General features: G+C 74.2%; 28 protein-coding genes. 11 read left to right on the forward strand and 17 right to left on the reverse strand.

Annotated elements, in window-relative coordinates; translation table 11 throughout:
* Positions 1-32: 32 nt before the first annotated feature.
* Positions 33-1,187, reverse strand: coding sequence for a ferrochelatase (locus AB0I29_RS23675; protein ID WP_357486340.1), 1,155 nt, complete (start codon positions 1,185-1,187; stop codon positions 33-35).
* Positions 1,188-1,280: 93 nt separating this feature from the next.
* The gene (locus tag AB0I29_RS23680) at positions 1,281-2,159 is read right to left on the reverse strand and encodes a LysR family transcriptional regulator (RefSeq protein WP_357486342.1); all 879 of its coding nucleotides are present in this window, start codon (positions 2,157-2,159) and stop codon (positions 1,281-1,283) included.
* A gap of 72 nt (positions 2,160-2,231) precedes the next feature.
* Between AB0I29_RS23680 and AB0I29_RS23685 the strand changes: the two genes are divergently transcribed.
* Positions 2,232-3,533, forward strand: a complete 1,302-nt coding sequence (locus AB0I29_RS23685) for an MFS transporter (RefSeq protein WP_357486344.1) — start codon at positions 2,232-2,234, stop codon at positions 3,531-3,533.
* Between the two features lie 207 nt (positions 3,534-3,740).
* Here AB0I29_RS23685 and AB0I29_RS23690 read toward each other — a convergent pair whose 3' ends face one another.
* Entirely contained in the window at positions 3,741-4,892 is a 1,152-nt protein-coding gene (locus tag AB0I29_RS23690; protein WP_357486346.1) for a glycerate kinase, read from the reverse strand.
* Between the two features lie 26 nt (positions 4,893-4,918).
* Positions 4,919-6,037 (reverse strand): alanine dehydrogenase, encoded by a 1,119-nt coding sequence (ald, locus tag AB0I29_RS23695; RefSeq protein ID WP_285105860.1) that lies wholly within the window; start codon positions 6,035-6,037, stop codon positions 4,919-4,921.
* Positions 6,038-6,123: 86 nt separating this feature from the next.
* On the opposite strand from ald, the gene AB0I29_RS23700 reads away from it, so the two are divergent.
* Entirely contained in the window at positions 6,124-7,023 is a 900-nt protein-coding gene (locus AB0I29_RS23700; protein WP_357486348.1) for a LysR substrate-binding domain-containing protein, read from the forward strand.
* Positions 7,024-7,046: 23 nt separating this feature from the next.
* Here the strand turns inward: AB0I29_RS23700 and AB0I29_RS23705 are convergent, their stop codons facing one another.
* Together AB0I29_RS23705 and AB0I29_RS23710 are read right to left on the reverse strand one after the other, a co-directional pair.
* Positions 7,047-7,514 carry a MarR family transcriptional regulator gene (locus tag AB0I29_RS23705; RefSeq protein ID WP_285105856.1) on the reverse strand — a complete coding sequence of 156 codons (468 nt, stop codon included), beginning with the start codon at positions 7,512-7,514 and terminating at the stop codon, positions 7,047-7,049.
* A gap of 137 nt (positions 7,515-7,651) precedes the next feature.
* Entirely contained in the window at positions 7,652-8,413 is a 762-nt protein-coding gene (locus AB0I29_RS23710; RefSeq protein ID WP_275006590.1) for an isoprenyl transferase, read from the reverse strand.
* A gap of 298 nt (positions 8,414-8,711) precedes the next feature.
* Between AB0I29_RS23710 and AB0I29_RS23715 the strand changes: the two genes are divergently transcribed.
* Positions 8,712-9,494, forward strand: coding sequence for a hemolysin III family protein (locus AB0I29_RS23715; RefSeq protein ID WP_357486351.1), 783 nt, complete (start codon positions 8,712-8,714; stop codon positions 9,492-9,494).
* On the opposite strand, the gene AB0I29_RS23720 is transcribed toward AB0I29_RS23715, so the two are convergent.
* The 4 genes from AB0I29_RS23720 to mca all read right to left on the reverse strand — a co-directional run bounded on the left by AB0I29_RS23720 (position 9,470) and on the right by mca (position 12,776).
* Positions 9,470-10,600: a nucleoside hydrolase gene (locus tag AB0I29_RS23720; protein ID WP_357486353.1), complete on the reverse strand. Its 1,131-nt coding sequence runs from the start codon at positions 10,598-10,600 to the stop codon at positions 9,470-9,472. The genes AB0I29_RS23715 and AB0I29_RS23720 overlap by 25 nt on opposite strands.
* A gap of 85 nt (positions 10,601-10,685) precedes the next feature.
* Positions 10,686-11,504 (reverse strand): carbon-nitrogen hydrolase family protein, encoded by an 819-nt coding sequence (locus tag AB0I29_RS23725; protein ID WP_357486355.1) that lies wholly within the window; start codon positions 11,502-11,504, stop codon positions 10,686-10,688.
* On the reverse strand, positions 11,497-11,892 hold the full coding sequence (locus tag AB0I29_RS23730; protein WP_357486357.1) for a hypothetical protein: 396 nt from the start codon (positions 11,890-11,892) through the stop codon (positions 11,497-11,499). Before AB0I29_RS23730 ends, AB0I29_RS23725 begins: the two co-directional genes overlap by 8 nt.
* Positions 11,889-12,776 (reverse strand): mycothiol conjugate amidase Mca, encoded by an 888-nt coding sequence (mca, locus tag AB0I29_RS23735; protein ID WP_285105917.1) that lies wholly within the window; start codon positions 12,774-12,776, stop codon positions 11,889-11,891. Before mca ends, AB0I29_RS23730 begins: the two co-directional genes overlap by 4 nt.
* A 172-nt stretch (positions 12,777-12,948) precedes the next feature.
* On the opposite strand from mca, the gene AB0I29_RS23740 reads away from it, so the two are divergent.
* Both AB0I29_RS23740 and greA read left to right on the forward strand, forming a co-directional pair.
* On the forward strand, positions 12,949-13,458 hold the full coding sequence (locus tag AB0I29_RS23740) for a DUF4307 domain-containing protein (protein WP_285105846.1): 510 nt from the start codon (positions 12,949-12,951) through the stop codon (positions 13,456-13,458).
* A 205-nt stretch (positions 13,459-13,663) separates the two neighbouring features.
* Positions 13,664-14,146: a transcription elongation factor GreA gene (greA, locus tag AB0I29_RS23745; RefSeq protein WP_108495916.1), complete on the forward strand. Its 483-nt coding sequence runs from the start codon at positions 13,664-13,666 to the stop codon at positions 14,144-14,146.
* A gap of 55 nt (positions 14,147-14,201) precedes the next feature.
* On the opposite strand, the gene AB0I29_RS23750 is transcribed toward greA, so the two are convergent.
* The 4 genes from AB0I29_RS23750 to AB0I29_RS23765 all read right to left on the reverse strand — a co-directional run bounded on the left by AB0I29_RS23750 (position 14,202) and on the right by AB0I29_RS23765 (position 18,646).
* Positions 14,202-15,647: a sigma-70 family RNA polymerase sigma factor gene (locus tag AB0I29_RS23750; protein ID WP_357486360.1), complete on the reverse strand. Its 1,446-nt coding sequence runs from the start codon at positions 15,645-15,647 to the stop codon at positions 14,202-14,204.
* Entirely contained in the window at positions 15,644-16,003 is a 360-nt protein-coding gene (locus AB0I29_RS23755) for a YciI family protein (RefSeq protein ID WP_357486362.1), read from the reverse strand. Before AB0I29_RS23755 ends, AB0I29_RS23750 begins: the two co-directional genes overlap by 4 nt.
* A 106-nt stretch (positions 16,004-16,109) precedes the next feature.
* On the reverse strand, positions 16,110-17,360 hold the full coding sequence (ilvA, locus tag AB0I29_RS23760) for a threonine ammonia-lyase (RefSeq protein ID WP_357486364.1): 1,251 nt from the start codon (positions 17,358-17,360) through the stop codon (positions 16,110-16,112).
* Positions 17,361-17,398: 38 nt separating this feature from the next.
* Positions 17,399-18,646, reverse strand: a complete 1,248-nt coding sequence (locus AB0I29_RS23765) for an AI-2E family transporter (protein WP_285105839.1) — start codon at positions 18,644-18,646, stop codon at positions 17,399-17,401.
* Between the two features lie 225 nt (positions 18,647-18,871).
* Between AB0I29_RS23765 and AB0I29_RS23770 the strand changes: the two genes are divergently transcribed.
* The 3 genes from AB0I29_RS23770 to AB0I29_RS23780 are packed head-to-tail and all read left to right on the forward strand — an operon-like array spanning position 18,872 to position 22,259.
* Positions 18,872-21,241, forward strand: a complete 2,370-nt coding sequence (locus AB0I29_RS23770; RefSeq protein ID WP_357486366.1) for a M6 family metalloprotease domain-containing protein — start codon at positions 18,872-18,874, stop codon at positions 21,239-21,241.
* Positions 21,238-21,714 (forward strand): hypothetical protein, encoded by a 477-nt coding sequence (locus AB0I29_RS23775; protein WP_357486368.1) that lies wholly within the window; start codon positions 21,238-21,240, stop codon positions 21,712-21,714. The genes AB0I29_RS23770 and AB0I29_RS23775 overlap by 4 nt, the downstream gene beginning before the upstream one ends.
* Positions 21,711-22,259 (forward strand): TlpA disulfide reductase family protein, encoded by a 549-nt coding sequence (locus AB0I29_RS23780; RefSeq protein ID WP_357486370.1) that lies wholly within the window; start codon positions 21,711-21,713, stop codon positions 22,257-22,259. The genes AB0I29_RS23775 and AB0I29_RS23780 overlap by 4 nt, the downstream gene beginning before the upstream one ends.
* Before the next feature lie 63 nt (positions 22,260-22,322).
* Here the strand turns inward: AB0I29_RS23780 and AB0I29_RS23785 are convergent, their stop codons facing one another.
* Entirely contained in the window at positions 22,323-22,775 is a 453-nt protein-coding gene (locus tag AB0I29_RS23785) for a helix-turn-helix domain-containing protein (protein WP_285105834.1), read from the reverse strand.
* A 116-nt stretch (positions 22,776-22,891) separates the two neighbouring features.
* Positions 22,892-23,491: a YdeI/OmpD-associated family protein gene (locus AB0I29_RS23790; protein WP_357486372.1), complete on the reverse strand. Its 600-nt coding sequence runs from the start codon at positions 23,489-23,491 to the stop codon at positions 22,892-22,894.
* Between the two features lie 119 nt (positions 23,492-23,610).
* On the opposite strand from AB0I29_RS23790, the gene AB0I29_RS23795 reads away from it, so the two are divergent.
* Positions 23,611-24,174: a hypothetical protein gene (locus AB0I29_RS23795; protein WP_357486374.1), complete on the forward strand. Its 564-nt coding sequence runs from the start codon at positions 23,611-23,613 to the stop codon at positions 24,172-24,174.
* Here the strand turns inward: AB0I29_RS23795 and AB0I29_RS23800 are convergent.
* Complete coding sequence (locus AB0I29_RS23800) at positions 24,165-24,938, reverse strand: metallophosphoesterase family protein (protein WP_357486376.1); 774 nt, start codon at positions 24,936-24,938, stop codon at positions 24,165-24,167. The genes AB0I29_RS23795 and AB0I29_RS23800 overlap by 10 nt on opposite strands.
* Before the next feature lie 144 nt (positions 24,939-25,082).
* Here AB0I29_RS23800 and msrA point away from each other — a divergent pair, with 144 nt between their 5' ends.
* Both msrA and AB0I29_RS23810 read left to right on the forward strand, forming a co-directional pair.
* Positions 25,083-25,769 carry a peptide-methionine (S)-S-oxide reductase MsrA gene (msrA, locus tag AB0I29_RS23805; RefSeq protein WP_357486378.1) on the forward strand — a complete coding sequence of 229 codons (687 nt, stop codon included), beginning with the start codon at positions 25,083-25,085 and terminating at the stop codon, positions 25,767-25,769.
* 123 nt (positions 25,770-25,892) lie between these two features.
* The gene (locus tag AB0I29_RS23810; RefSeq protein WP_285105829.1) at positions 25,893-26,495 is read left to right on the forward strand and encodes a pentapeptide repeat-containing protein; all 603 of its coding nucleotides are present in this window, start codon (positions 25,893-25,895) and stop codon (positions 26,493-26,495) included.
* Positions 26,496-26,590: the final 95 nt, after the last annotated feature.

Below are 26,590 nucleotides of genomic sequence, written 5' to 3' on the forward strand. Positions count from 1 at the left end.
TGTCATGGGCGGTCGCGGGCACCGCGTGGACCTCAGGAGTACAGGTCCGTGCTGCACAGGACCGGGACGCCGCTCGGCTCGCCGTCCCGGCGCAGGCAGCAGCCCGGCGCGCAGACCGAGCGGAGGGCCGGGAGCGACCCCTCGGTCGCCTCGGTGACCTGCTCGCCACGAGCCAGCGCGGCCCGCTCCAGCAGCAGGTCCACCAGGCCGCTCACGAACGGTTCCCGCACGCCGACCGTACCGGCTCGCACGGCGGTGATGCCGAGGTCCTTCGCCGTGGCGAGCGCCTCGGTGTCGAGGTCGTAGGCGACCTCCATGTGGTCGGAGATGAATCCGATCGGCGACAGGACCACGTCGCGGACGCCGTCGGCGGCGAGCGACTCCAGGTGGTCGTTGACGTCCGGCTCCAGCCACGGCTGGCTGGGCGGGCCGGAGCGCGAGCAGTAGGCCAGGTCCCACGGCACCTCGTGCCCGAGCCGCTCGGCGGCCCGCGCCGCGACGACCGCGGCCAGGTCCAGGTGCTGCTCGGAGTACGTGGCGTGCGAGACCCGCGACGCCGCCTCCATGGTGTCCGGGATCGAGTGCGTGACGAAGACGAGCCTCGCCGCCGCCCCGGACCCGCCGTCGGCCTCGAGCGTGGCGTACGCCTCGACGACGGCGTCGACGTTCGCCTGCACGAAGCCCGGGTGGTTGAAGTAGGGGCGGATCTTGTCGAACTGCACCCCGGTCGACCCCTCGGCGCCGAGCTGGCCGCGCTTGTCCAGCGTGACGGCGAGGTCCTCGCGGTACTGGCGGCAGCCAGAGTAGGACGCGTAGGCGCTGGTCACGAGCGCGACGGCGCGCTTGGCACCCAGCTCCTCCAGCTCGTCGACGGCGTCGTTCGTGTACGGCGCCCAGTTGCGGTTGCCCCACACGACCGGGAGGTCGAGGCCGCGGGCGGCGAGCTCGGCCTCGAGCGCCGCCTTCAGCGCGAGGTTCTGCTCGTTGATGGGGCTCTTGCCGCCGAACCCGTAGTAGTGCTCGCCCACCTCCTCGAGCCGCTCGTCCGGGATGCCCTTGCCCGCGGTGACGTTGCGCAGGAACGGCACCACGTCCTCGGGCTGGTTCGGGCCACCGAAGGAGTAGAGCAGGAGGGCGTCATACGGCGCGGCGTCGTGCGCCGCAGGCTGGGGGGAAATCGCGGGCATGCGCACATCCTTCCACCGTCGGGCACGCGGGACCGACCGGAGAGGCGCCAACGGGACGTGACATCGAACCGACGCCCTGTCAGAACCACCCGCTCAGGCGCGGGCGTGCGCGTTCCCCTCCCGCAGGCGCTCGCGCAGCCCCGGGAGGGCGCCAAGGAGGGCCGGCGGCACGGGGCTCCGCGTCACCATGGACAGCGTGACGCGCCCGCGGAACGGCGCCGGCACCGTGCGGTCGCCGGGGGCCGCGTACCAGCGGGCCACCATGTCGGGCACGACGGCGGCGCACCGCCGCTCCCGCGCCGTCCGGACCGCGGCCTCCGCCGTCGCCCCGGGTCGCGCGTGCGCGCCCAGCTCCGTGAGCCGCCGGTGCAGGACGTCGCCCGTCAGGTCGAGCGGGCAGTAGACGACGGTCTGCCCCTCGTACGGGCGCCGGCCGGATCCCGGCACGGGGGCGCCGGCGGGCAGCAGCGTGACCAGATCGTGCCGCCCCACCTCGGTGACCACCAGACCGCGCGCGATCGGGACCTGCTTGGCGATGCCCGTGAACGCCGCGTCGAGGGTGCCCCGCTCGACCCACTCCAGCAGCCGCGGGCCGTGGTCCACCTCCGGCTGCACCACCACGTCGTCGAGCAGTACGTCGAGCGCCGCGAACAGCGTGCCCGCGATGCTGGGGAACGCGCCCACGGAGACGGTGCGCGACTGCGCCGCCGCCAGGGCGCGCTCGACGATCGTGCCCAGGTGGTCCAGGACGTGGGCGGCCTGATCGCAGAACTCCCGCCCCGCCGCCGTCGGCCGGGCGCCGGTGGTGTCGCGGTCGAACAGGCTCGTTCCCACGCGCCGCTCCAGCGCGGCCAGCCGCTGGCTCGCCGACGGCTGGCTCACCAGCAGCTCGCGGGCCGCGGCGCCGAGCGACCCGTGCCGGGCGACGGCGTCGACCAGCCGGAGGTCCTCGACCGTGGGATATGAGGTCATAGGTCCAGCCTATGGCTCGCCATGTCCGGCAGACGTCTACCGGCCGCCCCGCGCCGGCCGCAGGATGGCAGCGTGCGCCACCCACACCTCGCCACGCTGACCGCCACGACGTTCGTCACCTGGACCGGCCAGCGCATCACCGCCGTCGCGCTGCCGCTGGTCGCGCTCGACCAGACCGGCGACGCCTGGACCACCGGCCTGGTCGGCGGGTTCGCCGGCCTGCCGCTGCTCACCTCCGGGTGGTGGGGCCGGCGCCTGCGCGCGCACCTGGTCTCGGGACGCGCGCTGGCCGTGCTGCTCGCGGTCCAGGTGCTCGGGCTCGCCCTGGTGCCCGTCGCCGCGGCGACCGTGGGCGTCGGCGCGGTGGTCCTGTGCGCGACCGGCCTGGTCACGGGCGCGACGTCGGCACTGCTCTCGCCCGCGCAGCGGGCGCTGACCGCGGACCTGGCCGAGCTGCCCGGCAACGGGCCCGGTGTGGGCGCCCGGGCGCTGGCCTGGCAGGACCTGGCGCACCGCGCCTCCATGATCTTCGCGCCCGCGCTCGGGGCCTGGCTGCTGGTCGCCTGGGGCGCCGAGCCGCTGCTGTGGTGGGAGGCTGCGGCGGTCGCGCTGGCCGCCGTCGCGATGCTCACGGTCCCGGCGGCGCACCCGGGCGAGGCGGGCCCCGCGGGTGAGGAAAGCCGGGGCGCGCCGGGCGAGGGTGAGGCAGCCCAGGCGGGCGAGGCCGGCAGGGCCGCCGCCGAGCCGGCCCCTCCCCTGCGCGCGGTGCTGCGCGGCAACCCCGAGCTGGCCGTCGGCCTCGGCCTCGCGGGCGTCGGCGGCGTCACGTGGTTCGCCTTCGCGCTGGGCCTCGCCCTGCTCGGTGTCGAGCTGGACCGACCGGGTGAGCTGATCGCGGCGGGGATGGCGGGGTACGGCGTCGCGACCGTCGGCGTCTCGTTCATCGTGCCCCTGGTGGTGCACCGGGTGCCCCGCATCCCGGCGATCGTGACGTCGTGGGTGGTGTTCGGCCTGGCGTACCTGGCGCTGCCCGCGGCCGCGCCGAACCTGCTCGCCGTCGGCGTGGTGTCCGCGCTGGGCGGCCTGGCCATGCCGTTCGGCATCGCCGCGCTCAACGCGCTGATCGTGGACCGCACCACGGGCGCCGCACGCCGCACGGCGTTCACCGCGGAGACCGTGCTGCACGCGGGCGGCGCCTCGGCCGGGCTGCTCGTGGGCGGGGCGCTCATCGGCGCGTTCGGCGCCGGGCCGGTGCTCGTGGCGACCGGTGCGCTGCAGGTCGTCGCGGCCCTGGGGGCGACGGTCTGGCTGCGCGCCCGGCGGTCCCCTGCCCGGGTGTCTCCGGCAGCTCGGTCCGGCGAGCTGCTGACCTGAGCCCGGCGCCTTCCACGGTCGCTCCGTGTCGGCGGCTTGCCCGCAGGATCGGCGGCCCGTCCCCGAGGTCGGCACCTTGCCTCCTCGGTCGGCAGTTTGCCCGGAGGTCGGCACAGGCCTGTGCCGACCTCGATGCAAGGTGCCGACTTGCGCGGCAAACTGCCGACCTCACGCAGCTGACTGCCGTCCCCCCCGGGCCGGCCGCCGCTAGCCGCGGGCGGCGCGGACCAGGCTGGTGACGGCGGCCGCGAGGTCGCGCAGGCGGGGAGCGGTGCGGGCGATCAGGTCGTCCAGCCCGACCGGGCCGGGCGCGATCGAGAACGCGGCGGCGATCCCGGCGGCCCGTGCCTGCGCCTCCGGCAGCAGCACCTGGCCGGCCAGCACCACGACGGGCGGCCGGGTGGGCGACGCCGCGGCGAGGCGCGCGACACCGTCGGCCACCTTGCCGCCCACCGACTGCGAGTCGAAGGACCCCTCCCCCGTGATCACGAGGTCGGCGTCCGCGAGGGCGGCGGGCAGGCCGACCGCCTCGGCGACCAGCTCCGCGCCCGGGGTGGTCTCGGCGCCGAGCACCGCGACCAGCCCGGCGGGCACGCCGCCGGCCGCGCCGGCGCCCGGCAGGCCCGCGACGGCGGACCCGGTCGCCCGCCACAGCACGTCGGCCCAGTGCACGAGGGCGGCGTCGAGGAACTCCGCCTCGCCGTCCCGGGCGCCCTTTTGCGGGCCGAACACGCGGGCGGCGCCGTGCTCGCCGACCAGCGGGTTGGTGACGTCGACGGCGAGCCGCCAGCGCACCTCGCGCGCCCGCGGGTGCAGCCCGGACAGGTCGAGGGACGCGACGGAGGCCAGCCCCTCGCCGCCGTCGGGCACCTGGTCGCCCTCGGCGTCGAGGAGCCGGACGCCGAGGCCGGTGAGGATGCCCGCGCCGCCATCCGTGGAGGCGGAGCCGCCCAGGCAGACCAGGATCTCGGCCACGCCCGCGTCGAGCGCGGCGCGGACGAGGTCGCCGGTGCCGCGCGTGCTCGCGTGCAGCGGCTGCAGGGGCACGTCGGAGACGCCGGGCAGGCCGCTGGCCTCGGCGAGCTCCACCACGGCGGTGCGCCCGTCGGGCGAGACCGCCCACCGGGCCGACGCCGGCCGCCCGATCGCGTCCACCGTGGCGGTGACCTCCGCGGCGCCGCCCCAGACGGCGAGCAGCGCGTCGAGGGTGCCCTCGCCGCCGTCGGCCATGGGCAGGCGCGTCACGACGGCGCCGGGTGCGGCGTCCAGGACGCCGTCGGCGATCGCGGACGCGACCTCGGACGCGGACAGGCTGCCCTTGAACGAGTCCGGGCAGACGACGATGTGCAGCGGCTCCACGCGCCGATCGTAGGCCGTCGCGGCCGTCACGCCCCCAGGATCTCGGCCACCGGGACCGCCTCGGCGCCGAACGCCGCGGCCACCCCCGCGTTGGTGATGTGCCCGGCGTGGGTGCTCAGCCCGCGGGCCAGGGCCTCGTCGGCCCGCAGCGCGTCGCGCCAGCCCCGGTCGGCGAGTGCCACCACGTACGGCAGCGTCGCGTTGGTCAGCGCGCGGGTCGACGTCGCGGGCACCGCTCCGGGCATGTTCGCGACGCAGTAGTAGAGGGTGTCGTGCACGGCGAACGTCGGGGCGTCGTGCGTGGTGGGGTGCGAGTGCTCGAAGCAGCCGCCCTGGTCGATGGCGATGTCGACGAGGACGGCGCCCGGCTTCATCACCTTGACCATGGCGTCCGTGACGATCTTGGGCGCGGCGGCGCCGGGGATCAGGACCGACCCGATGACCAGGTCCGCGGCGGCGACCTGGTCGGCCACCTCGTACGTGGTCGACACCCGGGTGCCCACGGCCCCGCCGAACCGCGCCTCGATACGGCGCAGCGCGGGCAGCGACACGTCCAGCACGGTGACGTCGGCGCCCATGCCGAGCGCGTTCGCGGCCGCGTGCTCCCCCGCGACGCCGCCGCCGATCACCACGACCTTGGCCCGGGGCGTGCCGGGCACGCCGCCCATGAGCACCCCCGTGCCGCCGTGCGGCCGCATCAGGTGATAGGCACCCACCTGCGCGGACAGGCGTCCGGCGACCTCACTCATGGGGCTCAGCAGCGGGAGCGAGCGGTCGGGCAGCTGCACCGTCTCGTAGGCGATGGCGGTGGTGCCGGCGGCGAGCAGCGCGTCGGTGCAGGGCGCGGACGCCGCGAGGTGGAGGTAGGTGAACAGGGTCTGGTCCGGGCGCATGAGCTCGTACTCGGGCTCGATCGGCTCCTTGACCTTGACGAGCAGGTCGGCCTCGGCCCAGACCTCCTCGGCGGCGGCGACCGTGCGGGCGCCGGCGAGCCGGTAGGCGTCGTCGTCGAAGCCCGAGCCCTGCCCGGCGCCGGCCTGCACCAGCACGTCGTGGCCACGGCGGACCAGCTCGTGAGCACCGGCGGGCGTGAGCGCGACCCGGCTCTCGTTGTTCTTGATCTCCGTGGGAACGCCGATGTTCATAGGCTGACGGTAAGCACCTCGCGGTGTGCGGGTCCAGACCACGTTCCCGAATAGAATGTTCGGCGAACCTGCACAAGGATGTGCCCATGCTCAACCCGTGGCGCCTGCGCCTCCTGCACCAGCTGCACCTGCTCGGGACGGTGCGCGCCGTCGCCGACGCGACGCACCTGAGCCCCTCCAGCGTCTCCCAGCAGCTCTCCACGCTGGAGACCGAGGCCAAGACCCAGCTCTTCGAGCGCGTCGGACGGCGCATCCGGCTCACGCCCGCCGGCGTCACGCTCGCGGGCCACGCCGCGCAGATCCTCGACCGCATCGCGGCCGCCGAGGCCGACATCGCGGACCTGCACTCGGAGCCCACCGGGGTGGTGCGGCTGTCGGCGTTCACCAGCGTGTTCCACGGCATCGTCGTGCCCGCCGTCGCGGCCCTCGCCAAGGAGTACCCCCGCATCTCCGTCCAGCTCACCGAGGCGGAACCCCAGGTCAGCCGGGGTGCGCTGCAGCGCGGCGAGGTGGACGTCGCCGTCTGCGCGGACTTTCCGGACGCGCCCGTCCCGCCCGACGCCGACCTCGCGCGCCTGCCGCTGACGGGCGACCGCGTGGTGCTCGTGACGGCGCGCGACACCGTGACCGGCGAGCGCTCGGGACGCGTGGACCTGACCACCCTGGCGGACGAGCCGTGGGCGTTCGAGCACCCCGGGGCGCACCTGGCCGACCTCGCCGAACGCCTGTGCCGGCGCGCGGGCTTCACGCCGCGGGCCGTCGCCCGGTTCGAGAGCCACGGCACGCTGCTGAGCCACGTCGAGGCGGGGCTGTCGATCACCCTGCTGCCGCTGCTCGCGGTGCACGACCGCTACGCCGTGCGCACGCTCGACCTCGTCGACCCGCCCCGGCGCGACATCCACCTGGTGGCGCGGCGCACCACGCTGGACCGCGCCGCGGTGCGCATCGTCGTGGAGGCGCTCCGCGGCCAGGCGCGAAGCGCCTGATCAGCGGTCCGGTCCCGGACCCGTCAGAAGTCGTCGATGTCCGCCTGCGCCCCGCGCAGCGCGTCGGCGAGCTGGCGCAGGTGGTCCAGGTCCTCCGCGTCCAGGGCAGGCCCCACGTAGTGGGCGATGGAGCGCACGTGCCGGCGCCCGAGCTCCTTCTGGGTCTCCGAACCCTCCGGCGTGAGGCTCACCAGCACGCCGCGGCCGTCGTCGGGCGAGGGGTGGCGGCGCACCAGGCCGCGCTTCTCGAGCCGCTCCACCATGCGCGACAGCGAGGACTGCGCCATCAGGATGTTCTCGTTGAGCTCCCGCAGCCGGAGCGTCTCGTCGGGCGCGAGCGCGAGCGTGAACAGCACGTCGTACTCACGCATGCTCAGGTCGCCCCAGATGTCGTCCGCCAGGAGCCGGCGCATCACCGTCACCTGAGCGCGAAACAACGACTCCCACGCCTCGGCGGCCTCCCGCGCCGAGGGCACCCGTCGCTCGGTCATCAGTGCGCCCACCTTGTCATCTTCGGCACGCTACCTGACTGAACTTTCAGTCACCTACCTGGGCGCGTGGTGGCGAATTTCACCATGCGAATTCCCAGCCGGTACGTGGTATCGGGCCGCGCCCGGGAAGACACCGGTCACCGTCCGAGGCGGCGTTCCCGGAGGGAGAAGTCGCGCAGCGCGCGCAGGAAGTCGACGCGCCGGAACGCGGGCCAGTAGGCCTCGCAGAAGTAGAACTCGGTGTGCTGGCTCTGCCACATGAGGAACCCGCCGATGCGCTGCTCCCCGGAGGTGCGGATGACCAGCTCCGGATCAGGCTGCCCTTTCGTGTACAGGTGCTCGGCGATGTGCTCGACGTCGATCGACTCGGCGAGGTCCGCGAGCGTGGCCCCGTCCTTCGCGCGCTCGGTGAGGTAGGAGCGGACGGCGTCGGCGATCTCGGTGCGGCCGCCGTACCCGATGGCGACGTTGACCTGGAGGCCCTTGACCCCGGCGGTGCGGTCGGCGGCGGCGCGCAGGGCGGCGGCCAGCCGTGCCGGGAGCAGGTCGAGCCGCCCGATGACGCGCAGGCGCCAGCGGCCGGACTCGGCGAGGTCGGAGACGGCGTCCTCGATGATGTCCAGCAGGTTGCTCAGCTCGTCCGCCGACCGGCTCAGGTTGTCGGTGGAGAGCATCCACAGCGTGACGACCTCGATGCCCAGCGACTCGGCCCAGCCGAGGAACTCGGTGATCTTGTCTGCGCCGCGGCGGTGTCCCGTCGCCGCCGTCTCGCCGAACGAGCGCGCCCAGCGGCGGTTGCCGTCGAGCATCACACCGATGTGCCGGGGCAGCGTGGCGCCGTGCAGGGCGGACGCCAGGCGTCGCTCGTAGAGGCGGTACAGCGGGCTGGGCAGGCGCACGGATACCTCAGGGGATCGGGGCCGTCGGACCCGCGGTGCGCGGTCCGGACGGCAGCTCTGACGCTGGGCTTCGTACCCGGCAGGACGTGGACAAAGGTACCCCTCGAACACGCATGTTCCTGCCGCCCCGGGCCCTTCGAGGCCGCTGGACGGGCGACTCCCGCCAACCCGGCGCAGGATCTTCACAAGGCCGTTGTCCGGCCTGCGAACCCCCAACCTACGCTAGAGTAAGTTACGCGACCGTAGGTAGTGTCCCGGCACCCGGAGGGCACCGGTCGCCCGACGGTGAGGAGACCATGTGGTAGCCCAAGCAGACGGGCCCGACCGCCCGGCCAGCCGCCTGGACGAGGTCACGAGCAAGGTCTCGGAGACGCTCGACGACGTGCGCGACAAGGCCACCGACGTGGTCCAGGTCATCTCCACATCGGTGTCCTCGACCGTCGAGAAGAAGGTCAAGCCCCGCCTGCGCGGCTGGATCCACGCCGGCACCTTCCCGCTGGCCCTCGCGGCCAGCATCGTGCTGATCGCGCTCGCGCCGACCGCGGCGGGCAAGATCTCCGCGTCGGTCTTCGGCCTGAGCGCCTGCCTGCTGTTCGGCGTCTCCGCCGTGTACCACCGCGGCAACTGGTCCCCCCGGACCGAGGCGGTGCTGCGGCGGCTCGACCACACCAACATCTTCTTGATCATCGCCGGGACCTACACCCCGCTCGCGGTGCTGCTCCTGCCGCCGGGCCAGGGCACCGTGCTGCTGGCGATCGTGTGGAGCGGCGCGCTGGTCGGGCTGCTGGCCCGCGTCTTCTGGCTGAACGCGCCCCGCTGGGTCTACGTGCCGGTCTACCTGGCGCTCGGCTGGGTCGCCGTCGCCTACATGGGCCAGTTCTGGGCCACCGGCGGTCCGGCGGTCGTGTGGCTCATCGCCGCGGGCGGCGTGGCCTACACCGCCGGAGCGATCGTCTACGGCACCAAGAAGCCGGACCCGAGCCCCACCTGGTTCGGGTTCCACGAGATCTTCCACGTGTTCACCGTGCTCGGGTTCGCCTGCCACGTGGTCGCGATCTACCTGGCCAACCTCGCCATCTGATCGTCGGCCGCGGTGCCGTTCAGGCCCTCGCGGAACAGCTCCTCGAAGAGCTCGCCGTCCGCCGTCGTGCCCACGTGCTGGGGCGTCCCTCCCGGGACGTCCACCGTGCGGCCCGACGACGGCCCCTCCAGCACGACGTCGACCGGGCGCACCCGGTAGCCGACGCCCTCACCGGTCACGAGCGAGACCGCGGCCAGCGCGTCCCACCAGAACATGACCCCCTGCCCGATCAGCTCGGGCATGCCCGGCTGCGTCACGATGGCGTGCACCGTCCGCGCCTCGTAGGTCGCGGCCCCGGCCGCCAGGCGGTCCACGAAGGCGGGCGTGATCGGCACGTGGTTCGTGGCGTCCAGCCCGACGATGCTCACCCGGGCGCGGGGCACGGTCGCGAACACGTGGTCGGCCGCGGGCGGGTCGATCCACATGTTCACCTCCTGGGTGCTGTCGAACCCGGCGGTGGTCGAGCCGAAGAGGTTGCCGCCCACGTCGAACGCCCCGCCCATGACGACCACGCGGCCCAGGCGGTCGCGCAGCGTGCGCGGGCCCATCCGGTCCAGCGCCGCCGACACGTTGCTCAGCGGCCCCGTGGCCAGCACCGTCACCGGGGTCCGCGAGGCGCGGACGGTGGCCGCGATGAGATCGGCCGCCGACGTCGGCCCCGGCACGTCCGGGACGTCCGCGTCGCCGAGGGCGCCGGACAGGACCTGCTCGAACAGCTCGCGCGCCTCCGGCGGCGGCTCGTTGACCCACTCCGGCGACCCGTCCGCGACCGGCACGTCGGGCAGGCCGCAGTCGGCCAGGATGGTGCGCGCGTGCGTCAGCGAGCGCCCCGGCGTGCCCACGCCGTTGTTCACGACCGTGACGGCGCGCAGGTCGATCAGCCCGCGCTTGTCGGCCTGGCAGAGATACAGCAGGGTCGCGGCGTCGTCGAAGTCCAGGTCGGAGTCGTAGACGACGGGTACGGGCCGGCCTGCTCCGCCGACGTCGGTCCCGCCGGGCCGCTCGACGGCGGCGGCCGGCGTCACCGCGCCACCGGCCACGCCCAGGGCGAGCGCCGCCGACGCGAGTGCGCGAACGCTCGACGGGAACCTCCGGACGACCACCATGGCACTCTCCCTCCGACGACGGATGGAGCCATGGTGCTCGCGCGGCCGGCGCCTGCCCACGACATTCGGCGCTGTCCGAAGGCGCTCAGGCGCCGGTGGGGACGACCGTGTACCGGCGGTTCGCCAGCGACGGGTTGGCCTTGCGCACCTCGGCGAGCGGTGCGGGGTCCAGGTCGACCGTGCGGTAGGCCTGCTCCTCGCCCATCTCCAGCCCCACCACGCCGTCCGGCCCCGCGAGCAGCGTGCGGCCCGTGACGCCCTTGCCCGTCATGCCGACGCCGATGACCACGGCGGTGTTCTCGATGGCCCGGGCCCGGAGCAGGGTGCGCCAGTGGTCGGCCTTGAGCGGGCCGGCGACCCAGGCCGCCGGGTAGACCAGCACGTCCGCCCCGGCGTCGACCACGCGGCGCGCCGACTCGGGGAACCGCAGGTCGTAGCAGGTCAGCACGCCGAAGGTGAGCCCGCCCAGGCGCAGCGTGACCGGGTCCGCGTCCGCGGGGCCCGGTTCGAGCAGCTCCGACTCCTGGTACCCGAACGCGTCGTACAGGTGCACCTTGCGGTAGACCCCGGCGAGCTCGCCCGAGCCGTCGACCACGACCAGGGCGTTCGCCGCACGAACCCCGTCCGATCCCGGCAGCGTGACGCCGGCGATCGCGGCGATCCCGTGCTTGCGCGCCCGGTCCCGCAGCAGCGTGACGAACGGGCCGTCGAGCGGCTCGGCGTGCTCCGGCCCGACCCCGCGCGGGTCGTAGGCGGACGCGTACTCCGGGAGCACCAGCAGGTCGGACCCGACCCGGTCGGCGACCTTGAACGCGTCGAGCACCGTCTGGCGGTTGGCCGCGTGGTCGTCGGAGACCGCGACCTGACCGACGGTCACGCGCACGGCGCCGGCCTGGTCAGCCAACGGAGCCGCTGCCCTTGGTGTTGCCGCTCCCGGCGCCGTCGGCACCGGGTGCGCCGTCACCGTCCGGCGTCGAGGTTCCGTCGGTCCCGGCGTCGGGGCCGTCGCCCTCGCCCGCCGCGCCGTCCTCGCCCGGACGGCTGAAGCTGATGACCTCCGGCTCGGGGACCGGCAGCCCCTGCTGGCGGGCGTTGTGCCCGGCCCGGCGCAGGTGCTTGCTCATGTTCAGGAACAGCAGCACGCACGCGACGGCCAGCGCGAACGTCACGAGGAAGCCGACCAGACCCGGCGAGACCTGCCACGGCTCCAGCCCCGGGCGGAGCTGGCCCTCGGTGGGGTTGGGCGACGGGTCGGCAGCGAGCGCGAGCGCGCCGGCGAACAGCGGGCTCATGCGTGGACCTCCGACCGGACACCCTCGAACAGGTCTTCCTCGTACTCGCCGGGAGCGCGCTCCGGCAGCGGCACGCGCGACTCGGCGAGCTCGTACTCGTCCCAGGGCCAGACGTCGACCTCGAGGTCGCGCGGCACCGCGAAGAAGAACCCGGTGGGGTCGATCTGCGAGGCGTGCGCCGTCAGGGCGGCGTCCCGGTTCGGGAAGAAGTCGGCCACCGGCACCAGCGTGGTCACGGTGCGCTCGGGGATCTCGCGCGCGTCGCGCGACTCGACCCAGTCGCCGAACGGCGACTCCAGCCCGGCGCCCTCCATGGCCTCGTGCACCGCGCGGATGCGCTTCATCGAGAACCCGTGGTTGTAGTAGAGCTTGAGCGGCTCCCACGGCTCGCCCGTCCCGGGGTAGCGGTCCGGGTCGCCGGCCGCGGCGAACGCCTCGAACGACACGTCGTGGCACTTGATGTGGTCCGGGTGGGGGTATCCGCCGGACGGGTCGTAGGTGGTGATGACGTGCGGCCGGAACTCGCGCACCGCCCGCACCAGCGGCTCCGCCGCCTCCTCGAGCGGGACCAGCCCGAAGCAGCCCTCGGGCAGCGGGGGCAGCGGGTCGCCCTCCGGCAGGCCGGAGTCCACGAAGCCCAGCCACTGCTGACGCACGCCCAGCGCCTCGGCGGCCTGGGCCATCTCCAGGCGACGCACGGCCCGGCGACCCTCGATCGACTCGAACTCGTGCCCCTCGGGCACCTCGAACGACGGGTTCAGGACGTCGCCCCGTTCGCCCCCGGTGCACGTCACGACGAGGACCTCCACCCCCTCTGCGGCATAGCGGGCCGTCGTCGCGGCCCCCTTGCTCGACTCGTCGTCAGGGTGCGCGTGCACCGCCATCAGACGGAGCGGCTCGCGCTCGGGTACGGACACTGGGTCCTCCTGTGGGGCAGGGACTGGGACTGAGTCTGAGAGTCTGAGCGTCCGGAGAGACAATCACTCTCATGGACCATGATGGTCCACGGACAATCTTGCTACGAACCACCGACACCCCCGATCCGAGCGAGCTGTGATGAGCGACCAAGACCCAGCCGTCCCCACCGGCGACTCGAACGAGCCGGCGCCGGACCTCGCCGCGCGCTACGGCCGCGGGAGGACCGGCACCCGGCGGCCCGCCGCGCGGACCGGCCAGGACGACCCGTGGGACGAGGCCGACGGCGTCCGCCCGCGGCCCAGGCTGTCGGTCGGCGCGCGGATCGCCGTGGTCCTGGCGCTGGCCGCCGGCGTCGCGATCGCCGCGTGGTTCACGATCGTCGACACCCAGCGCGACCCCGTCAGCTTCGTCGACGTCGGGTTCTCCGTGGCGAGCGCCGAGGAGGTCGAGGTGACGTTCGACGTCAGCATGCCGCCCGGGACCGAGGCCGTGTGCACCGTGACCGCCCTCGCCCGGAACTTCGCCGAGGTCGGCGCGGTCGACGTCGAGGTGGGCCCGGAGGAGACACGCACCACACGCCACGTGGTGACGATCGCCACGACGGAGCTCGCCACCACGGGCCTCGTCGACCACTGTGACCTGCGCTGAGAGTTCGTCCTCGGAAATAGATACACCGTCCGCTCAGAGCGGAACCGGGGAATGTCTTGGCATGTCTTTCCCGGCAATTGGTATTCTCGTCGTTTCACACGCTGTGTTGACCGGCTGACGCGCGTGCCCGATCCGCTCCGTCGGCCGGGACCTGCGCGCTGCCAAAACTGTGGCTCGAACGAGCAACGACGAAAGGAGAGCCCCCGTGGCCGACGCTTCTGTCACCTGGCTCACCCAGGAGGCGCACGACAAGCTCAAGGCTGAGCTGGAGCATCTCTCCGGCCCTTACCGGTCGGAGATCACCGAGCGCATCGCCGCTGCCCGTGACGAGGGCGACCTCAAGGAGAACGGCGGATATCACGCCGCACGCGAGGAGCAGGCGAAGAACGAGGCACGCATCCTCGAGCTCACCGAAAAGCTTCGTAACGTCCACGTCGGCACGCCGGCGGACGACGGCAAGGTCGAGCCGGGCATGGTCGTGACCGCTATCGTCGCCGGCGACGAGATGAACTTCCTCTTCGGGTCGCGCGAGATGGCCGGGTCCACGGACCTCGACGTCTACTCGCCGACGTCGCCCCTGGGCGCCGCCATCGACGGCAAGTCGATCGGCGCGAAGACGAGCTACCACGCTCCCAACGGGAACGACATCCCCGTTGAGATCACGGGGGCCAAGCCCTTCCAGGGCTGATCCCGGCAGTCCGACAGGCCCGCCCGACGTCCGCCCACCTCAGGTGGGTCGAACGTCAGGCGGGCCTGTCGGCGTCCGCCAGCTCCGCGAGCCGCCGGCTCAGGAGCCGGCGGTCCCCCTCCCGGTCCACCTGACCCAGCGCACGCTCGTACTGGACGGCGGCCTCGGCCGGCCGGCCGGCGCGCCGCAGCAGGTCGGCCCGCACCGCCGGGAGCAGGTGGTAGGTCGCCAGCTCGGGCGCGGACGCCACGGCGTCCAGCTCGGCCAGGCCCTCCTCGGGCCCGCGCAGCATCCCCACCGCGACCGCCCGGTTGAGCGCCACCACCGGCGAGCGCGTCATGTCCAGCAGGACGTCGTAGAGCGCGGTGATCTCGGCCCAGTCCGTCTCGTCGGCCGACGCCGCCCGCGCGTGCAGCGCCGCGATCGCCGCCTGCACCTGGTACGGCCCCGGACGCCGCGCCGCGAGCGCGTCGTCGAGCACCGCGAGCCCCTCGGTCGTCTCGTCCTGCCGCCACAGCGAGCGGTCCTGCTCCTCCAGCGTGCGCGGCACGGTGCCGGACTCCTCGCCGGACGCCGTGCCGGACGCCGTGCCGGACGCCGTGCCGGACCCACTGGCGGACCCCTTGCCGGACCCGGCGACAGGTGACCGGACCGGCCCCAGCCGCGCCGCCCGCCGCGCGTGCTGGAGCAGCAGGAGGGCGAGCAGCCCGCGCGCCTCGGGCTCGTCGGGCAGGAGCCGGGCGACGAGCCGGGCCACCCGCACGGCGTCGTCCGCGAGGGCCCGGCGCGCGGCGGCGCCCGCGACATCGCCCGCGGGCTCGGCCCACGCGTCGTAGCCCTCGGTGAACAGCACGTACAGCACCGCGAGCACCGCGGAGACGCGCTCGTGCAGCAGCTCGGGCGGCGGCACCCGGAACGCGATGCCCGTGCTGCGGATCTTGCGCTTGGTCCGGGTCAGGCGCTGCGCCATGGTGGTCTCGGACACCAGGAAGGCCCGCGCCACCTGCGCCGTCGTCATGCCGGTCAGGGAGCGCAGCGTGAGCGCCACGCGGCCCTCCAGCGGCAGCGCCGGGTGGCAGCACGTGAAGACCAGGCGTAGCAGGTCGCCGTCGGGCTCGTCCGGTCCGACGGCGTCCCACGCCGCGCCGTCCAGCGTGCTCACCGCCGCGTCACCCACCGGGTCGGGCTCCGCCGCGCCGTCGTCGGCCCCGGGCACCCCGCCGGCCCGGTAGGCGAGCCGGGCCGCGGTGGCGGTCTTCTCCCCCTCCACCTTGCGGCGCCGCAACCGGTCCAGCGCACGGTTGCGGGCCGTGGTGGTGAGCCAGGCGCCCGGCCGGTCCGGCACGCCGTCGCGCTCCCACGTCCGCAGCGCCACCGCGAACGCCTCCTGCGCGCAGTCCTCCGCCAGGTCGAGGTCTCCCGTGCTGCGCGCGACGGCGGCGAGCACCCGGGCCCACTCGTCCCGGAAGGCGGCGGAGACGGCCTGCCCGACGTCGGTCACGCCTCGGCCGCGGCGCCGTCGTCGAGGCCCAGCGGCCAGAAGGGGCGCAGCTCGATCGCGCCGGTGTGCGCCATCGGGTGGGCGGCGGCGATCCGGATGGCCTCGTCGAGGTCGGGGGCGTCGAGCACGTCGAAGCCCGCGATGACCTCCTTGGTCTCGGAGAACGGGCCGTCGGTGACGATCACCTCGCCGGTGCGCACCTGGACGCCGACCGCGTCCGCGGGCGGGCGCAGCCGGTCACCGAGCACGGCCCGGCCGCTGCCGTAGGTGTCCCGCACCCAGTCCTCGATCTCGGGCACGTTCTCCGGGTCGGCCGGGGCGTCGGGGGTGGACAGGACGAGCATGAGGTAACGCATGGCGTGCTCCCTTCCGGGGTGGTCCCCGGTCACATGGTGGCGCGGCCGGACGGCCGCGTCACCCTGACGACGAACGGGAGCACGCCCGCGCGACACCCGGTCCCGCTCAGAACGCGGCGACCTCGTAGCCCTCGGACTCCAGCCGCTCCACGACGGCGGTCCGGTGCTCCTCGCCCTTGGTCTCGAGCTGCAGGTTGACCGACACCTCGGACACCGAGAGCGAGACGTCGGTGCGCGTGTGGTCCACGGCCACGATGTTGGCGCCGGCGGCGGCGATGGTCTCCACGAGCCGCGCGAGCGCACCGGGCTTGTCCATCAGCCGCACCTGCAGCTTCAGGTACCGCCCCGCGGCGACCAGGCCGTGCTGCACCACGCGGAGCAGCACGAGCGGGTCGATGTTGCCGCCCGACAGCACCGCGACCACCGGCCCCTGGAACACGCCCGGCCCGGCGGCCATGATCCCGGCGACCCCCGCCGCGCCCGCCGGCTCGACCATCAGCTTGGAGCGCTCCAGCACCGCGAGCAGGGCGCGCGAGAGCTGGTCCTCGGTGACCGTGCGGACCTCGACGCCCTCCTTCTGCACGATCCCGAACGGCACGTCGCCCGGCAGGCCCACGGCGATGCCGTCGGCCATGGTGGCGCCGAGCGTGCCCGCCATCGGCTTGCCCGCCTTCAGCGAGCCGGGGTAGGCCGCGGCCGACGCCGCCTGCACGCCCACGACCTTGACGTGCGGCGCGGCCTCGGCGAGCACGGCCGCGATCCCGGCGACCAGCCCGCCGCCGCCCAGCGGCACGACGACGGTGGCGACGTCGGGCACCTGCTCCAGGATCTCCAGGGCGACGGTGCCCTGGCCGGCCACGACGTCCACGTGGTCGAACGGGTGGATGAGCACCCGCCCGGAGCGGGCTGCCTCGACGCGCGCGGCGGCGAGGGCCTCGTCCACGGAGGTGCCCACCATGCGCACCTCGGCCCCGTACCCGCGGGTCGCGGCGACCTTGGGCAGGGCCGCGTCCACGGGCATGTAGACGACGGTGTCGATGCCGAGCATGCCCGCGGCGAGCGCCACGCCCTGCGCGTGGTTGCCGGCGGAGGCCGCGACGACGCCGCGCTCGCGCTCCTCGGGCGACAGGCGGGCGAGCCGCACGTAGGCGCCGCGCACCTTGAACGAGCCGGCGCGCTGCAAGTTCTCGCACTTGAGCAGCACCTTCGTCCCGGCGATCGTGGAGAGCGCGCGGCTCTCGGTCACGGGCGTACGGGTGATGACGCCGTCGAGAAGCTCGGCGGCAGCCCGGGCGTCGTCGGCGGACACCGTGAGGTGACCGCCGTAGGACTCCAGGTCGAACGGATCCAGTGGCACAGCGCGCATGTTGCCCGACTGCGCCGCGAGATGCACGTTCAGGGCTTCGGATCACCCTCCGGCGCGGCGGGCTGATCGTCGGTGGACACGTCCTCGACGGCGTTCTCGGCCAGCACACCGGGGCTGCGGCGGAGCCGGAGCGGGATCGGCGGGGCGTCGGCGGCGCGCCATCGGATCGGTAGCGCGTCCTCGTCGCCGAGCTCGGGGAACTTGTCGTGCCCGTTGAGGTACAGGATCACGGTGTTGAGCACGGCCGCGAGCGGCACGGCGAACAGGGCGCCCACGATGCCCGCGGCGAACGAGCCGGCGGCCACCGCGAGGATCACCGCGACGGGGTGCAGCGAGACGGCCTGGCCCATGAGGAACGGCTGCAGCGCGTGCGACTCGATCTGCTGCACCAACAGCACCACGCCGAGCATGATGAGCGCCGCGACCCAGCCGTTCGACACGAGCACGACGACGACGGCGATGGCGCCGGTGACGATGGCACCGACCACGGGCACGAACGACCCGACGAACACGAGGATCGCGATGGGCAGCGCCAGCGACGGGACGAAGAACACCGCGCCGATGCCGATGCCGAAGGCGTCCACGGCCGCGACCAGGATCTGCGTGCGGGTGTAGGCCGCCAGCGTGACGGCGCCACGCCGCCCCGCCTGGTTGACCCGCTCGCGGGCGGACATCGGGAGCAGCCCGACCATCCAGCCCCAGATGCCGCGCGGGTCGTGCAGGAAGAAGAAGGTGCAGAACAGCGCGATCAGCGCCCCGACCAGCACGCTGCCCGCTGTCGCGGCGGCGCCCAGGGCGCCGCTGACGATGGCGCTCTGCTGCGCCTCGAGCTGGTCGAGGATGTCCGTGCTGTAGCTCTCCAGCTCGTTCTCGAGCCCGAACGTCGCCGAGAGCTGCGACCACAGCTCGTTGAAGCCGCTGATGGCCTGCGTCCGCAGGTCGGCGAACCCGTTCGCGATCGACTGCCCGGCCAGGGTGATCAGACCGGCGACCACCAGGATCAGGCCGATCAGGGAGAGCCCCGCGGACAGCCCGCGCGGTACCCGCAGCCGCTCGTTCAGCAGCCGCCGCACCGGCGTGAGCATGATCGTCAACAGCAGCGCGACCGCCACCGGGACCACGATCGTCTTGAGCAGCGCGAGCAGCCACAGGACCGCCGCGACGAACACGCCGATCAGGAGCATGCGCCACGACCAGGAGGCGGCGGCCCGGATGGCGGGCGGGACGGCGCCCGACTCGTCGGTGCGGGGCGGCGCTGTGGTCTGGCTCGACGTCACGCTTGTCTCCTCGGTCTGCGGCACGGACAACACCCTAGGGGAGCACACCGACACCCGGCCGGCACGCTCACGCGCCGCACGGAAGGTGCACCGGGCGCACACGGATCCGACAGATGTCGGAGGCAACGCCCGACACCTGACCGATGACGCCGCGCGCGGGCGCTCGTAACCTCGCGGCACGGCCCGGTCCGGGTCGTGCCACGGACGATCGGGAGGGCGACCCGCATGAGGCTCCGACGAGGCACACGACCGGCACCGACCATCACGACCAGCGGCGGGACCAGCGGCAGAGTCGTCCGGCGCACGGCGGCCGTCGCGGCCGCCGCCGCGCTCGCCGTCCCGCTCACCCTGCCCCTGGCGGGGGCGACGTCGACCGCGGAGGCGACCGGACCGGCGTCGGGCAGCCCGGTCGCGGCGCCGGACCCGCAGGACTGGACCGACCAGGCCGAGATGACCTGGGAGGACTACACGCCGGTGCGGCCCGCGGAGTGGGACTCGGCGGAGACCTCGTCGGGCAGCGACGTGCAGTACCGGACGGCGGTGATCCTGCTGGAGTTCGAGGACCAGCCGTTCCTCATCACGCAGGACCCGCAGTCGCACCCGTTCGGCAACCCGGCCAGCGGGTTCCAGCCGGTGGCGCCCGAGGACGTGAACCAGTGGTTCTACGACTACTACGCCACCCCGAACGAGTACAACGGCGGCCAGACCCTGCACGGGTACTGGATGGAGGACAGCCACGGCCGGATCGGCGTCGACGTCGAGGTGTTCGGGCCGTACGAGCTGCCGGGCAAGCTGCACGAGTACGGCTACGACGCGTCGTTCAACGCGCCCGTCGAGGAGTTCTGCCCGCAGGGCGACGAGTGCGGCAAGAACATCCGGCAGGCCGGCTTCGCGGCCTGGCACGAGGACCTCGGCGGCTGCGCGGAGCAGCTCTGCGGCTTCGACAACGCCTTCTGGGTGACGGCGGGGCACGACGAGACCTCCACGTGGGAGGAGTTCGGGCAGATGATGTTCGAGTCACCCGAGGACGTGCCGGACGCGCTCGGCCCGCCGCGCGGCCCGGACGGCGAGGCGCCCCTGAACCAGAACGGCGACCCGATGCCGAACTGGGCGCACACCCGGTACGTGGGGTGGACGTCCTGGCAGTCGGCGGCCAACCACTGGCCCAACGCGAGCGGCGGCACCTCCACGCAGGCGGAGAGCTCCGGCCTCAGCGTGTTCGCGCACGAGTTCAGCCACCTGCGCAGCCTGCCGGACAACTACAACAACCCGTTCGCCGACAACACCCGGGCCTACACCGGCTACTGGGAGATGATGAGCCGCGGCTCCTTCAACGGGCCGGGCGGCACCCACAACCGGTGGCAGATCCCGAACGCGGGCGGCTCCGCCCTCGGACCGCACCACATGCTCCACTTCAAGCAGGACCTCGGCGTGCTCACCGAGGAGGACCAGGTGCTGCTGACCCGGTCGGGGCTCGCGGAGCAGGGCGTGGCGGTCGCCACGCTGCAGGCCCGCTCCGCGGTGCCGGCCTCGCAGGGCGGCGACGGCACGGTGGGCCTGGAGGTCGCGCTCGACGGCGGGTACACCGCCGGCCAGTGCGCCGTGGACGTGCCGGAGGACACCGACTTCTGGTGCCCGGACGGCACGGCCTGGACCGACTACACGATGGAGGTCGTGGACCGGGTGGGCAACGACTCGTTCACCGCCGGCCACGGCGTCCTGCTGGCCCAGAACCAGCCCCGGGGCACCCCGCGCGAGTGGGTCGTCGACGCCAACCCCGCGGACATCGGCCGCATCGACTACTACCGGCCGGACGGCACGCCCGTCCCCGTGGTGCGCGGCGACCCCCGCCAGCTCGACGACGCGACGTTCCACGCGGGCACCGGCTCGGGCAGCTCCTTCGAGTACGTGGACGAGCCGAACGACCTGCACGTGTACGTGCTGGACGCCGCCCGCGACGCCTCCGGCACGCTCACCTACGACGTCGCCGTGCGCAACCGCCAGGCCTCGGGCACGTTCGAGCGCGGGGCGCGGCTCGGCCGCGCGGAGCAGCACCCCGTGGGCGCCGGCACCACCCTGGTGAACGTGCCGCTGCGCAACACGGGCGAGGCCGGCGAGGGCGTGCACGGCTCCGACGTGTACCGGATCTCCGCGTCCGTGCGGGGCCGGGGCTGGGACGTGGCGCTGCCCTACGAGGTGACGGCGGTCGAGGCGGGCGGCACGCTGCCCGTGTCGGCCTGGGCGACGGCGTCGGACGGCGCCGCGCGGTCCGCGACCCTGACCCTCACCGTCACCAGCGAGTCCGACCCGGCCGTGTCGAGCGCGGTCCGCGTGCCGCTGCGCGCGAAGGCGCCCACCCTGCGCTCCCTGTCCGACCTGGTGGACGACTACCGGGAGCGCGGTGTGCTCACCCGCGAGGAGGCCCGGGGGCTGACGGCGCTGCTCCGTGTCGCGGCCCACGCGCACGGCGGCGCGGCGGACGCGGCGCTGGCCCGGTTCGCGCAGGACGCCGCGGGCCTGGCCGACGTCGGGCAGCGCAACCTCGCCGCCGCCGCGCTGGCCGCGGCGGCCGGCGACCTGCGGGAGGCCGGGTGAGCTCGCGGGGCGGGCGTGGTCCCTGGCGGGGCGGGCACGGCCAGGTCGGGCGGTGGCCGGCGGTCGTCGTCGGCGCCTGCCTGCTCGGGGTGGTGGCCGGGTGCTCAGGTGGGGCTGCGGGCGCCGGGGAGACGCAGGCCGTGCGCCTCGTGGTGCCCGACGCGAACATCCGCGAGCCCGCCGACCCGTGCTCGGGTGCGCGGGCCTTCCGGTACGCGCACCCGGAGGCGCCGTACGAGCTGGTGGCCGACGGCGACGTGCTTGCCGCCGGCGCGCTGCCCGAGGGCCGGGCCGAGAAGGCCTTCTCGATCGACCTCGGTACCGAGCGGCAGCCCACCGTGTGCGTCATGTCGATCGAGGTCCCGGCCTCGGTCGACCTGGCGGGTGCCGAGCTGACGATCGACGGCCACGGCCCGGTGCCCGTCGAGCCCAACCCCGCCCTCGACGACGCGCCCGAGGCGGTGCTGCGGTGAGGCGCACCCTCGCGGCGCTGCTCGCGGCCGGGCTGGCGATCGGCGCCCTCGCCGGCTGCGCCGGGGCCCCGCGGGGGCAGCTGCCGGGGCCGGTCCCCTCGGGCGTGGAGTTCCGCGCCGCGCCCGACGGCGCGCCTCCGGCGCCCCCGCTCACCCTGGAGCTGACCGACGGCACCACGCTGGACCTGGCCGGGCAGTGGGCGGAACGGCCCGTCGTGCTCGTGTTCTTCGAGAGCTGGTGCACCCGCTGCGCGGGGCAGCAGGGCCCGATCAACGACGTGGTCGACGAGTACGAGGACCGCGTGCTGTTCCTCGGCGTCGCGAACCTCTCCGACCCCGACGACGTCGCGGCCTACGTCGAGGAGAACGACATCACCTATCCCGTGGCGGTGGACCCGACCGGCGACGCGTGGCTCATGTACGCCGTCGCCGAGGCGCCGCTCGTGGCCCTGGTCGGCAAGGACGGCAGCCTGCTGCGCGGCTGGCCGGAGGGGGTCACGGGCCGTGAGCTGGGCGCCACCATCGCTGAGCTGGCGGTGGGCTGACCTGGCCGGGCGCTGACCCGGCCGGGCGCTGACCCGGCCGAGACCGGTCGGAGGCCGGGCCGGTCACGCGCCCGGCGCGGCCGCCTGGTCGGGAAGCCGTCCCGCCGCCCGGGCGACCCTGAGCGCGAGGTGGAGAGCGAGCCGCTCGGTGCCGTCCTTGAGGTCGGTGCCGGCGAGCAGCTCGACCCGTTGGAGCCGGTAGTACAGCGAGGTGCGGTGCAGGTGCAGCGCCTCCGCCGTCGCCCGCGCGCTGCCCGCGAGCTCCAGGTACGTCTCCAGCGTGCGGAGCAGGAGGGCCGCCTCTGGCAGGCCGAGCAGGGCCTCCAGTCCCGGGTGCACGCAGACGCCGTCGGCCGCCAGCCGTGCGGCCACCGCGTCGAGCGCACCTGCCGCCGTCGTGCTCCGGGCGGCGGGAGGAGCGGGGCGAGCGGCGCCGGACGGCGCTCCGGGGGCGGTGGGGACGAAGGTGACCAGCACGTCCCCCGACTCGAGCCGCAGTACGACCTCACTGTCCACGGCCCTCCCCGGTCTCGGCGCTGCCAGGAACCGCCGCTGCCGGAAACTCTAGTGAAGCCGCTCAGCGGATCTCAAGGACGCTTTCAGGGCAGCTCCCGGGCAGATCGCGGCCGCGCTCAGTCCTCCAGCTTTCGCTTCTGCGGGTAGACCGTCTCGCCCCGCTCGAGCATGCCCACGAACTTGGCGATGTTCCGCTCCCGGGTCTCCGCCCTCTTGACGCCGGTGATGCGCAGGAGGATCGCGAACCGGTTCTGCGCCGTGAGGATCCCGAACATCGCCGTCGCCCGCGGGCTGGCCGCGAGCGCCTCGGCCAGGTCGGGCGGTACCTCGATGTTCTTGCTGCCCTCGTACGCGACGTCCCAGCGGCCGTCGGCCTTGGCCTTGTCGACCTCCTGCCGGCCGCGGGGCCGCATGCGCCCCTCGGTGGTCAGGCGGTCCACGATGCGCACGTTCCGCGCGGACCAGCGGCTGCGCGACCGGCGCGGGCAGAACCGCTGCAGCGACGTCGTGTCGTCCCGGCTGCGTCCCTGCGCGTCGATCCAGCCGCTGCACAGCGCCTCGTCCAACGCCAGGTCGTAGGTCAGGTTCGTCGGGGCGTCCTTGCCCTTCCGCGCGAGGATCAGCCAGACGCCGTCGGACGTCTCCTCGTTCTCGTCGAGCCAGGCGCGCCACGCCGCGACGTCGGTGAACAGGACCTCGGTGTCGGTGTCGGCCATGGACAGGACGGTACGCCGGACCACTGACATCGCCACTGACACCTGCGGTGACAGCGGCACCGACGATGACGCTGACACGGTCACTGACACGGGCGGGCCGCCGAGACTACGGTGGCGGGATGACGACCTGGCGGATCGGCACGACTGCGGGCGACCCCGCGCGGGTCGCGACGATCCTCCCGGGCAGCGGGTACACCGCGCAGTGCCCGCTGCTCTGGTACGCCGCCAAGGCGCTGCGCGCGGCCGGCTGGACCGTCCGTACGTTCGCCTGGGACGAGCTCTCCCCGGACTGGACGGAGGCCCGCCGGACCTACGGGGAGGCGCTCCGGAGCGCGTCGGTGCCCGACGGCGGCCGCCACCTCGTGGTCGCCAAGTCGCTCGGCTCGTTCGCCCTGCCGGTCGCGGTGGACCTCGGCCTCCCGGGGGCCTGGCTGACGCCGGTGCTCACCGGGAACGCCTCAGGGCCGGTCCGCGCCGCGCTCGCCGCCGGGACGGCGCCGGCGCTGCTGGTGGGCGGCACGGCGGACCCGCTGTGGGACGGCGGTGTGGCGACCGCCCCGGACACGGAGGTGCTGGAGGTCGACGGCGCGGACCACTCGCTCGAGGTGGGTGACTGGCGCCGGTCGCACGAGGTCCTCGCCCGCGTCACCGGGGCGGTGGAGCGCCTGGCGGCTCAGCTCTGAGCCGCCCGCCCGTCCCGCGGGCCGAACGCCCGCAGCGCGTCGACGTCGCTGTTGGCCGACGTCACGTACTGCCGCGCCCACTCCTCCGCCGCGGGGTAGGCGCTCCCGGCGGCGACCGCGGTGACGGCCGCCTCGACGTCGACCGGGGTGTGCCGCAGCTCGACCTGGCCGTCGCGCAGGAGGGCCCACGACCCGCCGGCGCGGCCGTAGGGCATGCCGACGCTGCCGGGGTTGACGCACAGGCGCCGGTCGACGAGCCGGACGAACGGCATGTGGGTGTGCCCCATGACCACCGTGGTCACGTCGGGGTCGAGGCCGCCGAGCACGTCCGCCCAGCGCTCCAGCGAGGAGTCGACGAGCACCACCTCCTCGTCGTCGCGCGGGGTGCCGTGGCAGAACACGACGCGACCGAACCCCCGCACCGTCAGCTCGACGGGGTGCGGCAGGCCGGCGAGCAGCGCGACGTCGTCGGGCCGCAGCCGGGACGCGGCCCAGGGCGCGACCGGGTCCGGGATGTCGGTGGTGCCGCCGCGGGCGAGCGCCACGAGCTCACGGTCCGCGTTCCCGCGGACCAGCACGGCCCGCTCCCCCAGGGCCCTGAGGCGGTCCAGGACCTCGACGGGCTGTGGCCCGGCGGCGTGGTCGCCGGTGACGACCACGCGGTCGGCGGCCGCCACGTCGGGTTCCGCGAGCACCGCCTCCAGGACGGGGAGCACCCCGTGGACGTCCGACAGGACCGCTACCGTGGAGACCTCGCTGCTCATGTGCCGACGATGGCCTGCGCGGGCTCGTGGTGCCACCGGATCTGCCGACGGCAGAAGGATTCGGCCGGAACACCGCTGCTCCCGTGCGTGTTGTGATGGACAAACGTGCCACCGCACGAATCAGACCCAAAGGATGTGTGTTCGATGACCTTCCTGAACTCCCTCTTCGGCCCCGGCTCCGGTTCGAGCAAGACCACCATGGTGGCCCCCGAGGACGCCCTGCCCGGGCGCTCCGCACCGCTGCTCCAGGCCCCGCGCCCGCACACCGTGCTGGGCTCGTCGATCACGGGGCCGTGGGAGCCGGGTACGCGGGTGCTCTACCTGGCGATGGGCTGTTTCTGGGGCGCCGAGGAGATCTACTGGCAGGTCCCCGGCGTCGTGAGCACCGCCGTCGGCTACATGGGCGGGACCACGCCCAACCCGACGTACGAGGAGGTCTGCACCGCGCGGACCGGCCACACGGAGACCGCGCTGGTGGCGTACGACCCGACCAAGGTCAGCGAGGCCGAGCTGCTCAAGATCTTCTGGGAGCGGCACGACCCGACGCAGGGCTTCCGCCAGGGCAACGACGTGGGCACGCAGTACCGCTCGGGCATCTACTGGACCACGCCGGAGCAGGCCGAGGCCGCGCAGGAGACGGCCAAGCGGTACGCCGAGGTGCTCAGCGCCAAGGGGTACGACGCCATCACCACGGAGATCGCCCCCGCGGCCGAGGCCGGGCCGTTCTACTACGCCGAGGACTACCACCAGCAGTACCTGTCGGACGCGAAGAACCCGAACGGCTACCGCTGCCACGCGACCACGGGCGTCCCGTTCCCGGACGCCGCCTGACCGCCCGTGCGGATGACCGCCTGACCGCCTGAACCCGGTGCCCCGCCGCCCGCGGCGACGGGGCGCTGTCCGTGGGGCACCACCGGTGGGGCGCTGTCAGTGGGTACCCGTAGGGTCGACCGCATGATCCGGATGCCCGCCACAGAGCTCACCGTCAAGGGTGAGGACTGGTACGCCCGCGACCTGTCGGGCGAGGACCACATGGCCACGCTGTTCGCCGACGTGGACCTGACGGAGGCCACCGGGACGGGCGCCACGTTCGACTCGTGCGTGTTCCGGGGCGTGCGCTTCAACAGCGCGCACCTCACCGAGCTCGCGTTCACGTCGTGCGTCTTCGACGCGTGCGTCTTCTTCGACACCACGCTGGAGCGCTGCAAGCTCGTGGGCTCGCAGTTCAACAACTGCCGGTTCGACCTGCTCAAGGTCGAGGGCGGCAACTGGTCCTTCACCAACCTGCACCGCGCCGCCCTGGCCGGTGCGCAGCTCGACGGCGTCCGCCTGCGCGAGGCCGACCTGTCGGGCATCAAGGCGGCCGGGGCGGTCCTGGTCGGCTGCGACCTGTCCGGCGCGGACCTTGCCGAGGCCGACCTCACCAACGCCGACCTGCGGGGCAGCGACCTGTCGTCGCTCGACCCCCTCGGCGCGAACCTGACCGGCGCCGTGGTGGGCGAGGCCCAGGCGATCCTGCTGGCGGAGCGGCTCGGCCTGGTGGTCCGGCCCGACTGAACGCCGTGCCGAGGGCGTGCGAACCGACCGGTGATATCGGTTCGATCCGCGGCGACGCGCACCCTATGCTCGGGTCCGCTCGCACACGCACTGAG

This window comes from Promicromonospora sp. NPDC050262 (genome assembly GCF_040655935.1).
Lineage (GTDB): Bacteria > Actinomycetota > Actinomycetes > Actinomycetales > Cellulomonadaceae > Promicromonospora.